The sequence below is a fragment of the Candidatus Poriferisodalis sp. genome (assembly GCF_965203655.1).
GTDB lineage: Bacteria > Actinomycetota > Acidimicrobiia > Acidimicrobiales > Poriferisodalaceae > Poriferisodalis.
The window spans coordinates 264,967-277,298 of sequence record NZ_CBDBDD010000008.1 but is presented as its reverse complement, the minus strand read 5'-3'; the positions used below and the strand labels follow the sequence as shown (position 1 = coordinate 277,298).

Here is a 12,332-nt window from a genome sequence, read left to right as displayed (position 1 = left end):
GTACAGGTGCGCAGGTACAGTGCCGGCCATGAGCAGCGCTTCCACGTCCCAGACCCACAGCGACGACATCGTCATCGTCGACGCCGTCCGCTCCCCTGTCGGCCGCCGAGGCGGCGACCTGAGCGGCATCCACCCCTCCGACCTGCTCAGCGACGTGCTCACGTCGCTGATGGAGCGAACGCAGGTCGACCCTGCGGGCATCGGTCAGCTCGTGGGCGGCTGCGTCAGCCAGGCCGGCGAGCAGACGGCGAATATCGCCCGCACCGCGTGGCTGGGCGCAGGATTCCCGCTCTCAGTGGCCGCCACGACGGTCGATGCGCAGTGCGGGTCGAGCCAGCAGGCCACGACTCTGGCGTACGGCCTCGTGCGCAGTGGCGTGGTCGATTCCGCGATCGGCTGCGGCGTCGAGTCGATGACGCGCAACCCGATGGGTTCGAGCTACAAGAAGGGCCAGCGCACAGCGACCTCGCGCTACAAGGAGCACTACGAGTACACGACGCAATTCCAGGGCGCCGAGCTGATGGCCAAGCAGTGGGGCATCAGCCGTGACGAGTGCGACGCCTACGGCTTGCGCAGCCAGAACAACGCCGCCCGGGCGTGGGAAGAAGACCGCTTCGGCACCCAGATCGTCGAGATCGACGCGCCGGTGCTCGACGAGGACGGCAAGCCCACCGACCAGATCCGCCACGTGGTGCGCGACGGCGGCATCAGGCCCACGACGGCTGAGGGGCTCGCTGGACTCACGCCGGTGATGGACGGCGGCGTGCACACCGCCGGCAGCTCGTCACAGATCAGCGACGGCTCGGGGGCGGTGCTGCTGATGCGTGCCGGCCGGGCCGCCGAGCTGGGGCTGCGCCCGCTGGCCCGCATTGTCGACACCTGTTTGGTGGGCAGCGATCCCGTGCTGATGCTGACCGGGCCGATCGAGGCCACCAACTACCTGCTCGATCGCAACGGCATGACGATGTCAGACATCGACCTGGTCGAGATCAACGAGGCATTCGCGTCGGTGGTGCTGGCGTGGGAGCGCGAGGTCGGTCCCGACATGGACGGCGTCAACCCCAACGGCGGCGCAATCGCGCTGGGTCACCCGCTCGGCGGCACCGGAGCGATCCTGCTGACCAAGGCGGTGCACGAACTGCACCGCGCCGACAAGAGCACCGCGCTGGTCACCATGTGCTGCGGCGGCGGACTCGGAACCGGCACCATCATCGAGCGACTCTGATCAACGCTCCGTCGCACGCTCCGCCCGGCGAGGCCGCTCGCGCCGTCGCCAAGCGGCCGGATCGCGGAGGCCACCATCGGAGATTGCGCGACCGGACGCCGGTTCGCGTTGCAGCGGTCGCAGCCGCATGCGCGGCGGCATGGGTCGGCTGGCGCTATGTCGACCGAGCTGAGCCTCCACCGGACGCTTCGGCCGACGCCGCCACACCGTCGGTGCCCGGGGCTGCGCCGGACGCGAGCGGCCCGGCAGTCGAGCCGAACGCCGTCGTGCTCGAGATCATCGACGGCGACACGATGGACGTCGACCTGGGCGGGCGTCGAGCCACCGTGAGGTTCCTCGGCATCGACACGCCAGAGAAGACCGGCGGCTATCTGCCGGCTGAATGCGGGGGCGATGCCGCCACCCGCCGGACTGCCGAGCTGCTGCCGCCCGGCACCGAGGTGCTCCTCCAACGCGACGACGAGCTCTACGACCGCTACGACCGGCTGCTGGCATACGTGTACCGGGCCGACGACGGGTTGTTCGTCAACCGCTATCTGGTGCTCGACGGCTATGCCGCTGCCATGCACTTCGAGCCGAACACCACGCACCGGGCCGTGCTCGACGCCGCTCAGGCAGATGCCCGAGCGGCCAACCGGGGCATCTGGTCGGACTGTGGCGGCCCCGACCGGCCGCTCGCGGGCGCTGGTTCGAGCACGGGTTAGCTTGTCGGCGTGGCACCGCTGTCCCAGCGGCTCGGATACGGCCCCGACGACAGACTGCTGATCATCAGCGCGGCCGGACTCGGCGGCTGCCATGCGATGAACGAGGGCGTGTACGCCTCGCTGCGCGACGGCCTGGCAACCACGGGCACGCTGCTTGTGCCATGCCCGTGGTCGCGCGAGGCGGCCGCGCGGTTTCGCGGCGAGGACGTCGGCATCGCGCTGACCCTCAACGCCGAGTTCGAGCTGTACCGGTGGGGACCGATCACCCAGGTCCCGTCATTGCTGGACGGCAACGGCGGGATGCCCAGCACGGTGAGCGATGTGTGGGATCACGCCGACCTCGACGAGGTCCGCCGCGAATGCCGGGCACAGATCGAGCGGGCGATCCTGTGGGGATTCGACGTCACCCACCTCGACAGTCACCTCGATGTGCTGAGCGTGCGGCCCGAGTTCTTCGATGTGTACCTGGAGCTGGCTGTCGAATTCGGGCTGCCGGCCCGGCTGATCTCCACCGACGCCCGGCGGCAGCTGGGCTTCCCCGTCGAAGACCTCGTCGCCGCCGAAGGGGTAGTGACGCCCGATCGGGTGATGCGCATCGCACCGGGCGCGATGGGCCGCTACCGCCGCATCGAGGCACTGCTCGACTCGCTGGAGCCGGGCGTGACCGAGCTGCAGCTTCAGCCCGCGGCCGATCTGCCGGAACTGCGGTCGCTGACAGCCGACTGGGGGTCACGAGTCGAAGACCTGCTGCACCTTCGCGACAACGCCGAGCTGCGCACGCACATCCAGCGCAGCGGCATCAAGCTGATCGGCTACCGGGAACTGCGGCGGCTGCAGCGGTCCGAGACAGGCCGTCGCTGAGAGGCGCCGAATCAGCAGGGCGCCGAGTCAGCCTGGCGAGCCGAGTGAGCCCGCCGCGCGCCATGCCGGCAGCAGCTCCAGCCAGAGCGCCATGTCGCCGGACACCTTGAGATCGCCCGCCATGTAGTGCTGTGCAGGATCGGCATCGCCGCACACCACCTCGGCGGCAAGCTCCCACGGCGCTTCGAGCGTCAGATCGGCGCCGCGGGTGGTGCCCGGCGTCGCGGCCCGCAGCACGCCGCCCTCGAACGACAGGCTGACGTTCACCTTGCCGTCAGGACCGCCGCTGGTCTTCATCACGATCATGCCCGAGACGCCGCCCAGCGGCTCATGATCGCCGGCAGCCCAGCTCGCCAGGTACTCGTCGTCGAGGAAGCTCACGGACGCAGCCCCGCGAACAAGTCGTGCTCCATCGGCTCGGTTGCGATGCGCGACTCAAGCAGCATGTATTCCTCGTAGGGGTGGATGGCATCGGCCACGTCGTCGGGCAGGCCGAACCAGAATGGCGAGGTCGGGTCGACCTGGGTGGCGTGGGCCAGCAGCGCCTTGCGCCGCACCGCGTTGTTCACCTCGACGACGGCGGTGATGCGGTCGTCCCGGCTGGGGCGTCCCAGCCACTTCTCGTCGAACGGCGACTCGAGATCGAGGTCCAAGAAGGCCTGGTGGATCAGCTTCATGCGCTTGTGAGACCACACCGGCGCGTACATCTTCATCGGCGTGAACGCAGGGCCGCACTCGGGACGCCACGCCGGCTCGCCGGCATGGGCGAAGGCGGGAATACAGATCGCGGTGACCTGCAGGTGATCGGGGTGCGGGTAGCGCGACTGCACCAGCGGGTAGGTCAGGATCACCTGCGGGCGCACGCGCCGGATCACCTTCACCAGCCGGGCGACCGCCTCGTCGAGGTCTGCGTTCGCGAACGCCTCAGGGTGGGCGTTGGCCTCGGTGTCGGGCATGCCCGAGTCGCGGTAGCCCAGCATGACCACCTCGTCGTAGCCGATTTCCACCGCTGACGCGTCCAGCTCGGCACGGCGGATTTCGGACAGGTTCTCCTTCACCTCGGGCCGGTCCATTGCCGGGTTGAGGATGTCGCCCTCCTCGCCGCCGGTGCAGCACACGAGCGTCGTGCGGATGCCTTCATCGGCATACCGGCGGACAGTGCCCGCCCCCTTCGACGCCTCATCGTCGGGGTGGGCGTGCACCGCGAGAATTGACAGTCCGGTGTCCAGCGTCATCGGCGGTCAAGCTACCGGCGTCGAGACGGTGCTGGCCGACTGTCCGGTGACTCCGATCACGGTCTCGGCGGTCATCCCATCGGCGTCAGCTCGACGTGTCCGGTTTCCTCGTCGATGTCCATGGAGTACCCGCAGATTGCAGCAAGGCGGTCACGCCCCTCCTCGGGACCCGACGCGAGCAGCTCGTCTCCCACCCACAGCCGCACGGTGCGTGGCGGGTTGTAGATGTAGCTCGCGGCACGGCGGATGGCCAGCACGTGATAGCCGGGATCCACCGCCAACCCCAGCGAGCCCAGCGTCGAATCGTCGGCCTCGGAGCCGGGTGCGACCGGCAGCTGCACCACGACGTCATCGGTGTCGCCCAACGCGAGCGCCAGCACCGGATGGATGTCCTCGTCTTCGAGCACGAGCGTGGTGATGTTGCGCGCCTGATCGCCGATGTCCTCGGCGGCTTCGGCAACGTGCAGCAGGCCGCGCAGTCCCGCCGGGTCCGCATCAGACACCCGGGCAACATCGGCCGCGGCACGCAGCACCCACGTCTGCATCGACGCCTTCATCCCGTCGAGCCGCTCCTGCATCGAGCGCACCTCCCGGGCCAGCGACAGGTCGTCCAGCACGAGTGCCGAATAGGCCAGCCCGATGGCTGCCTCGGACAGGTTCTTCATCTCCACCAAGGTGTCCACCGCTCGGTCGAGGTCGCTGAGGGCATGGCCGTCGTCGGGCTCGGGCGGGTTCCAGCGCTCCATCGCGGCCAGCTCCCGCAGCCGCACGATACCTGCCGGGTCGCCGCGCATGAACAGCACGTCGCCGGGTTCGACGATGCTGTCGCCGCCGACGTCGGTGATCCAGTGACGGCCCCGCTGGATGGCCACCACCCGCATGCCGACGGCCACCGGCAGCTCCATGTCGCGCAGCGGCCGGTTCGCCAGGTGGCTGCCGGGGGCCACCACCAGCCGGTGCGAGACCTCGGCCGCTTGGGCCAGGTCCACGATGAGGGCTCGTGGGATGCCCCAGTGATGCAGCACGATCTTGGCGATGTCCACTGCCGCGTTGGCGATCTGCTCGATGGACGACACCACCTGCAGCACCGAGCTCATGCCGTCCACCTCGCGGGGGTGGCGCACGGCCAGCATCGCCAACGACCGCATCTCGTGCACAAGGGCAGACATGTCAACCTCTAGGCCCAGCACGGCATCGGCCATGCCCTCGTCGTCGAAGTAGAGCGCGGCGTAGGCCAGATCGACCATGAGCTCGGAGGCGTCCTTGGCCTCCGAGAGCATGGACTTGAGGTTTCGGGGTTTGTCTTCGGGGTCTGATCGCATTTCAGATCGTCAGCCAGCGGCGCGACGAACTCCTTTCAGGCTAGGGGTCACGACAGGCCCACCCAGCTCACGGCGAGCACGAGTGCGGCGGCACCCGCGAGGTCGACGGTGCTGTTCACGAGCGGGATGCCGTACGTGTCGGGATCGACACCGATGCGGGTGGCCACGACCGTGCCGTAGTAGGCGATGACTCCCGCCAGCGCCGTCGCGATCATGCCCCCGATGAGCGAGATGGCCACAAGTCGCAGCATTCCTGGCGACGAGAGCGAGAACAGCGTGCCGAAGGCGCTGGCAAGCACCCCGTTGAGCACGAATACTGGCACGGTCAGGGCGAAGGCGAACAGGATGTCGAGGCGGGCGCCGCGCTCGGGGAGCGCGCGAGGCTCGATGACGCCCAGATGCAGCTTGGTCGACAGCCGGCTCGACAGGATGCCGCCGATGGCGCCTGCGGCAGCGAGACATGCGGGCACCAGGATGAGCACCGCTCGCTTGTCGACGAAATCCTCGAGTCGGTGCTCGATCACCACGCCGGCCACGATGAGCACGAGTCCTCCGATGCCCAGCACGGGAATCGACTCGCGCAGGATCTGCCAGAGCTGTTCGAGCCCCGAGCGCCACGCCCAGAACATTGCCGCGGCAGCCCCGACAACGCTGGCGGCTGCCAGCAGCGGTGTGAGGGCGGTGATCCCGACGAGATAGGTGGCCAAGAACAACGCCGGCAGCGTGACCACATCGCCCACCGCGGAGATGAGCGGCGCGCTGACGTTGTCGAGATCCCAGCCGCGCCGGGTGGAGCTGGCCGCGAGACCAAGCGTGACGACGAGCACCACGATCGAGGCCAATTGGGCACCGACGACTGATACCACGATGAGGTCGGTGATGCCGATGATGTCCGACAGGCCGAACACCGGCGCCAGCACCTTGGTCATGACGCCGAGCCCCACGGCGGTCACCAGCGTCAGCACGGCGGCCGCGATGACGTTCTGGCCCACGATCGTGTCGCTGCGCGCAGTGGCCCGGAAGGTGCCCGCGTGGATGGTGGTGGCAAGCCGGCTGCCCAGCGCGCCGAAGATGTCGCCGCGCATGCCGATGGCTGCAGGCACCAGCACGAGCAGGCCCGGCAGGCGCTCGAGCGTGCCGGTGACCGCTGCGAGCAGTACGCCCGCCGCCGTGGCGGTCAGGCTGCTGACGGCGAGAGCAGTGAGGCTCTGACGGGCTCCTGTGGCGTCGGGGCCGAACAGCCCGCGCCAGAAGCCCAGCGGATGCAGCCGGCGTACCGGGCGGAGCACCCGGGTCCGTCCGAATGCCCCGGCCCGACCGGCGAGTCGGACACTCTCACGACCGAGCCGGACGCTCTCACGGCGAATCCGGGTGCCCTCGCGGCGAATCCGCTTGGCCTGTGCGATGTGCGGGGCCCTCGCGTGCGCGCGAGGGGCACGGCTGGGGGCGCGCTTCGACGAGCGCCGCGGCGCGGAATCGCCCTCGGCCATACGCAAAGGGTGGCAGCCCCGCTGCCCAATGCGCGAGATGTAGCCGCTGCGGCCAAGGACGCGAGCTCAGAGACTCGCTTGCAGCGGCGAGCGATCAGGTACCGCCGTCGAGCAGGAAGGCGAAGAGTGCGGCGAGTTCGGGCGGTCCGCCCGGGATATTGCCCGCAAACCGCAAGACGACTTCGTTCTCGGCATTGACGGCCACGAGGTAGGGCACCGACTGCAGGCCGAACGCATCGACCACCGACCATGCCGGCGTGTCAGCCACGACGGGGTACTGCCAGCCCTCGTCCGCCAGCCACTGGGTCGGCGGATGATTGCCGCGTGCAGGGTCTTCGAGCACCGATACGGCGTAGAAGTCGACCCCTGCGGGAAGCTCGTTGGTCTCGAGCCACTCGGTGAGTTCTGCCACCTCGTTTTGGCAGTGCGGGCACCAGTGCGCATAGAACGCGATGACGATCGGGCGTCCCTGGTTGGTGATGCGCACCACTTCGCCCGTCAGCAGATCGGTGCCGACGACAGCCGGCGGCGTGCGGCCGACGGCGGGATCGTCCTCGAGCTGCTCGAACTTCGGCAGCGCGGTACCGAACACTTCGGTGGGGCCCGGTGTGGTGTCGGCAGCGGAGGTCGTGGCCACGGCTCCATCGGTTGCCGAGGTGGTCGCGATGTCAGTGCTGGGTGCGCTTGTGGTCGTTGCCGTCTCGCCTCCGCCGCAGGCAGCAAGCAGCGCCAACGCACACAGACCAATCACCGCTCGCCGCACGAACGACAAGGCTAGGCACCGCCCAGCGCGGTCGTCGTCGAGTGTCACTGCTGCCCGGAGCTTTCGGAACGGCCGGTGGCAGACTTGGCCCGTGGAGACCCGCCAGCTCGAATCGACCCCCGGCTTCGTCATCTTCGACCTGCCAGGAGCCCAGCACTATGTCGGGGAGGCTCGCCTCGGCACCCGGCTCATCCCCGGCAACGCGACGATGCTGGTGCGGCATCTGACCTACGTCTTCGCCACGCTGGAGCAGCAGCGCAGCGGTGCCAGCATCGGCCTGAAGTCCGACCCCGCCGATGCCCACGGTGCCGTCGAGGCGCTGGCAGACGAGCTGGCCGACGACTTCTCCACCGGCAGGCTCTCGACCAGCCCGGGCCTGCGGCTCGATGCCGAGCTGCTCGCACCCGTGCTGGCCCACGACCAGCGCAATCTCATCGGCAACGACGACCGCGACGGCATCTCGTTCAACCACGAGCTCATCGGCGTCGGAGCTGCTTCGGCGGCAGCCAGCTTGCTCGGCGATCTCGACGGCAAGCGCATCGCGATCGAGGGATTCGGCCCCGCAGGGCTCGGCATTGCACGCGAAGCCGCAGCGGCAGGGGCGAGCATCGTGCGTGTAGCCACCGCGAAAGGCTGCACTGCCGACCCGATTGATGGCGGCCAGCTCGACCCGGTGGCACTCTCGGAGGCCTGGCTGGCAGACGGCGAGATGTGCGTGGCAACGCTCTCGGGAGACAGCGAGCCGGCCAAGCCGTGGACCGTCTGGAAAGACGACGTCGACGTGCTGTTCTGCGGCTCGAAGCCCGCTGCGATGTCGGGCGATGGCGCCTCGATGGCCGGTTCCACACCGGTCGTCGCCTTCTCGTCAGCAGCGGTGTCGTCGAAAGCCCTGGCAGTGCTGCGCGCCGCAGGCACGCCGGTCGCGGCCGACTTTGTGGCTGCCGCGGGTCCGGCATTGGGCTGGTGGGCCGACCCTGTGCTCACGCACGACGACCTGCGTTCGGCCACGACCGACACGGTGAACGCTGTCATGTCGGAGACCGCCGGCCACGACGACGGCCCGTTCATGGCCGCCTGCTACCGGGCCGAGTCGTTTCTGCAGACCTGGCAGGACGAGCTGCCGTTCGGCCGTCCGCTGGGCTGACGCAGCACGCAGGTCGCTCTCAGCGGAAGTCTCGGCTCGCTACCGAAGCAGCTACATCGAGAGCCTCGAGTTTCTCGGCGATCACGTTCGCCACGTTCTCGTGGCGCTCGAGGCGACCTGACACCATCAGCGCGGGCATGTCGCGCGCAACCGAGCGGTACCGCTGCCAGCATCCCCGCGACACCACCACGTTCACCAAACCCGTCTCGTCCTCGAGATTCAGGAACGTCGTGCCGCCTGCCGTCATGGGGCGCTGACGGTGCGTCACCAAGCCGGCGACGCGGATCTTGCCCGGCGGGCACGTGAGCAGCTCCCCCGCTGTGCGTATCCCCGCTGCGGACAGCCTTTCCCGCAGGAATCGCGTGGGGTGGCCGTCTGGAGAGACCCCGGTCGCCCAGAGGTCTGCGGCGGCGGTCTCGATCCCCGACATCGACGCCAGCGGAGGCGGTGATGCGCCGGTCACGATCCCTGCCAGCCGGTCCGGGCCCCCTTGATGCACCGCGCCGGCCATCCACACAGCTTCACGCCGCGACAGCCCGAAACAGTCGAACGCGCCAGCAGCAGCCAGCGCCTCGAGCGGCCGCAGGCTCAGTCCGGCTCGGCGCTGAAGGTCTTCCATGCTGCTGTAGGGGCCACCGACGGCAATCCGCTCGGCGAGTTCATCGCCCACCTCCCGCACTGATGACAGCCCCAGCCGCACCGCCGCACCGCCGGTGGAGGCATCGCACGGCTCCAGCGTGGCTGTCTCGGAGGACAGGTTGATGCAGGGCGTATGCACCACCACCCCGTGACGGCGAGCGTCCTGGCACAGCGAGTGCGGTGAGTAGAACCCCATCGGCTGCGCATTCAGCAGCGCTGCGCAGAACGCCGCCGGGTAGTGCAGCTTGATCCATGACGAGGCATACACCAAGTGAGCGAACGACACCGAATGGCTCTCGGGAAAGCCGTAGTCGGCGAAGGCGACCATCTTCTCCCAGACCCGCTCGGCCACATCGCCGACCAGCCCCCTGGCGGCCATGCCGCTGAACAGGCGCTCGCGCAAGCGGCCCATCCGCTCGCGGGACCGCTTGGAGCCCATGGCCTGGCGCAGCTCGTCGGCTTCGGCGGGTGTGAACCCGGCGACATCGATGGCTGTCTGCATGAGCTGCTCCTGGAACAGTGGGATGCCCAGCGTCTTGGCAAGCGAGTTCTCGAGCAGGGGGTGCAGGTAGGTGACCGGCTCTTCCCCGTTGCGCCGCCGGATGTAGGGGTGCACCGAGCCGCCCTGGATGGGTCCGGGGCGGATGAGCGCCACCTCCACCACCAGGTCGTAGAAGCAGCGGGGCCGCAGCCGCGGCAGGGTGGCCATCTGGGCGCGTGACTCCACTTGGAAGACGCCGATGCTGTCGGCGCGGCAGAGCATGTCGTAGACCTCGTCTTCCTGGGGCAGCATGCCGATGTCGATGTTCGTGTGATGCGTGTCAGCGATCAGATCGACGGCGTAGTGCAGGGCTGACAGCATTCCCAGCCCGAGCAGGTCGAACTTCACCAGCCCGACCGCGGCGCAGTCGTCCTTGTCCCACTGCAGCACCGAGCGATCGGCCTTGGTCGCCCATTCGGTGGGGCAGACATGAGTCACCGGCCGGTCGCAGATGACCATGCCGCCCGAGTGGATGCCGAGGTGGCGCGGCGCATGCTCCAGAGACACCGCGAGATCCAGCACGTCGGGAGGTATGCCGTGCTCAATAAGCCGATCCCTCGAGGATCGGCCGTGCTCTTCGAGCAGCGGCTCCGGCGCTGCGTCGCGCCAGTCGCGAGTGCGCGGGCGGCCCGGGGCGGCCTGGCTGCTGTCGGCAGATCCGGCCAGCTCGGAGAGCGAGCCGTACCGGTCCAGCGATTTTGCCCATGCATCGGCTTGGCCGGGCTCGTGGCCCAATGCGCGAGCCATGTCGCGCAGAGCCGAGCGCGATCGGTAGCTGATGACATTTGCCACCTGCGCTGTATGAGCACGGCCGTAACGCTCATACACGTACTGGATGGCTTCCTCGCGGCGACCGCTCTCGATGTCGACGTCGATGTCGGGCGGCCCGTCGCGCTCGGGCGACAGGAAGCGCTCGAACAGCAGCCCCAGATCGACCGAGTCGACATTGGTGATGCCGAGCGCGTAGCAGACCGCCGAGTTCGAGGCCGAGCCGCGGCCCTGGCAGTAGATGTCGCGGCTGCGGCAGAACGACACGATGTCGTACACCACGAGGAAATAACCAGCGAAGCCGAGCTGCTCGATGAGGTCGAGCTCGTGATTGATCTGCGCCCACGCCCCCGGCACCCGCTCGCTCTCAGGGTCGCCGTACCGCCACAGGGCCCGCTGGGTCACGAGGTGGCGCAGGTACGACATCTCGTCGTGACCGTCCGGGCAGGGGTACGGCGGCAGGTTCGGCGCGATCAGCGACAGGTTGAATGCACAATCGCGGCCGAGCTGCGCAGCGGCGTCCACCACGCCCGGCCAGCGGGCAAACCGGCGCGCCTGCTCGGCGCCCGATCGCAGGTGTGCTCCTGCGGACGGGGGCAGCCAGCCGTCCAGTTCGTCGAGGCTGCGCCGGGCGCGCACGGCAGCCAGCGCAGTGGCCAGCCGTCGCCCCGCAGGGGCTGCGTAATGGACGCCGTTGGTGCAGACCGGCTCGACGCCGGCCCGCACAGCCAGTTCGGCCAGCGCGTCGTTGCGGTCGCTGTCGAGCGGATCGCCGTGATCCCACAGCTCGACGAAAACGTTATGGCGGCCGGCGGCTTCGATGAGACGGGTGAGCTGCGCGGCTGCAGCGCGTGCCCCCCCGTGCGGTCCTTCAGCCATAAGCGCTGCGGGGACGGCGCCTTTGCGGTGCCCGGTGAGGATCGCCCACTCGCCACGATGCTCCGTTGCGGCTGCCAGGAACTCGCTGGTGCCCAGGCGCGGGGCGTGCTTGCGGCCCGCCATCTGCGCTGCCGAGATCAGCTCGCCCAGCGAGGCGTATCCCGCCGGAGAGCGCGCCAGCACCACCACGTGCGATCCCGCAGGATCGGCGCATCCGGTGCGCTCCGGCTGAATCCTCTTGCTCTTTCGGGGCACCGGGATGCCGCTGCCATGAGCATCGAGCGTCAGCTCGTCGGCGCCGTACGCGTCGAGCGTCAATTCAGCACCGAACACCGTCGGCAGGCCGGCTTCGGCGGCAGCCTCTGCGAAGCGCACCACGCCGTAGAACCCGTTGTGATCGGTCAGCGCCAGCGCTTCGAGGCCCAGCCGCACTGCCTCGTCCACCAGCTCAGCCGGGCTGGATGCCCCGTCCAGGAAGCTGAAGTTGGAATGGGTGTGCAGCTCTGCATAGGGCACCGTGAGCCCCGCCGGCTGCGGTCGGGCGACAGGCTCGGGCCAGCTGGGTTCGATGGACCGGCCCCGAGGGGGCCGGTCAGACAGCCGCCGTTCCAATTCTCGCCACGAGATCCCCGGATTCGTGAAACCCACGCCATAACATTAGCGAACAACAGTTCTTAAGAACAAGAGTTCTCAAAACAGAAGTTCTACAAGCTGCATCGCTTCGCCGCACTGCTCTTGAGCGCTCATGCCACCGGCAGCCG

General features: G+C 68.8%; 10 protein-coding genes. 4 read left to right on the top strand and 6 right to left on the bottom strand.

Annotated elements, in window-relative coordinates:
- Positions 1 to 28 precede the first annotated feature (28 nt).
- The 3 genes from ACOGW9_RS09870 (at position 29) to ACOGW9_RS09860 (ending at position 2,790) form a co-directional block, all read left to right on the top strand.
- The gene (locus ACOGW9_RS09870; RefSeq protein WP_419910759.1) at positions 29 to 1,225 is read left to right on the top strand and encodes a steroid 3-ketoacyl-CoA thiolase; all 1,197 of its coding nucleotides are present in this window, start codon (positions 29 to 31) and stop codon (positions 1,223 to 1,225) included.
- 83 nt (positions 1,226 to 1,308) lie between these two features.
- A complete protein-coding gene (locus ACOGW9_RS09865; protein ID WP_419910757.1) occupies positions 1,309 to 1,929 on the top strand; it encodes a thermonuclease family protein in 621 nt (206 codons plus the stop codon).
- 9 nt (positions 1,930 to 1,938) lie between these two features.
- Positions 1,939 to 2,790, top strand: coding sequence for a ChbG/HpnK family deacetylase (locus ACOGW9_RS09860; protein ID WP_419910755.1), 852 nt, complete (start codon positions 1,939 to 1,941; stop codon positions 2,788 to 2,790).
- Positions 2,791 to 2,817: 27 nt separating this feature from the next.
- Here ACOGW9_RS09860 and ACOGW9_RS09855 read toward each other — a convergent pair whose 3' ends face one another.
- From ACOGW9_RS09855 to ACOGW9_RS09835, 5 genes are all read right to left on the bottom strand, one after another.
- On the bottom strand, positions 2,818 to 3,171 hold the full coding sequence (locus ACOGW9_RS09855) for an SCP2 sterol-binding domain-containing protein (protein WP_419910753.1): 354 nt from the start codon (positions 3,169 to 3,171) through the stop codon (positions 2,818 to 2,820).
- On the bottom strand, positions 3,168 to 4,025 hold the full coding sequence (locus tag ACOGW9_RS09850; protein WP_419910751.1) for a PIG-L family deacetylase: 858 nt from the start codon (positions 4,023 to 4,025) through the stop codon (positions 3,168 to 3,170). Before ACOGW9_RS09850 ends, ACOGW9_RS09855 begins: the two co-directional genes overlap by 4 nt.
- A 71-nt stretch (positions 4,026 to 4,096) precedes the next feature.
- Entirely contained in the window at positions 4,097 to 5,347 is a 1,251-nt protein-coding gene (locus ACOGW9_RS09845) for a potassium channel family protein (protein ID WP_419910749.1), read from the bottom strand.
- Between the two features lie 47 nt (positions 5,348 to 5,394).
- Positions 5,395 to 6,636 carry a magnesium transporter gene (locus tag ACOGW9_RS09840; protein WP_419910747.1) on the bottom strand — a complete coding sequence of 414 codons (1,242 nt, stop codon included), beginning with the start codon at positions 6,634 to 6,636 and terminating at the stop codon, positions 5,395 to 5,397.
- Positions 6,637 to 6,931: 295 nt separating this feature from the next.
- Positions 6,932 to 7,600, bottom strand: a complete 669-nt coding sequence (locus ACOGW9_RS09835) for a TlpA family protein disulfide reductase (protein ID WP_419910745.1) — start codon at positions 7,598 to 7,600, stop codon at positions 6,932 to 6,934.
- 91 nt (positions 7,601 to 7,691) lie between these two features.
- On the opposite strand from ACOGW9_RS09835, the gene ACOGW9_RS09830 reads away from it, so the two are divergent.
- Positions 7,692 to 8,744 carry a hypothetical protein gene (locus tag ACOGW9_RS09830; RefSeq protein WP_419910743.1) on the top strand — a complete coding sequence of 351 codons (1,053 nt, stop codon included), beginning with the start codon at positions 7,692 to 7,694 and terminating at the stop codon, positions 8,742 to 8,744.
- A gap of 19 nt (positions 8,745 to 8,763) precedes the next feature.
- Here ACOGW9_RS09830 and ACOGW9_RS09825 read toward each other — a convergent pair whose 3' ends face one another.
- A complete protein-coding gene (locus tag ACOGW9_RS09825) occupies positions 8,764 to 12,219 on the bottom strand; it encodes an error-prone DNA polymerase (RefSeq protein WP_419910741.1) in 3,456 nt (1,151 codons plus the stop codon).
- Positions 12,220 to 12,332 lie beyond the last annotated feature (113 nt).

Coding starts and splice junctions, on each gene's coding strand:
- ACOGW9_RS09850 (WP_419910751.1), bottom strand. CDS start 4,025: ATGACGCTGGACACCGGACTGTCAATTCTCGCGGTGCACGCCCACCCC.
- ACOGW9_RS09870 (WP_419910759.1), top strand. CDS start 29: ATGAGCAGCGCTTCCACGTCCCAGACCCACAGCGACGACATCGTCATC.
- ACOGW9_RS09845 (WP_419910749.1), bottom strand. CDS start 5,347: ATGCGATCAGACCCCGAAGACAAACCCCGAAACCTCAAGTCCATGCTC.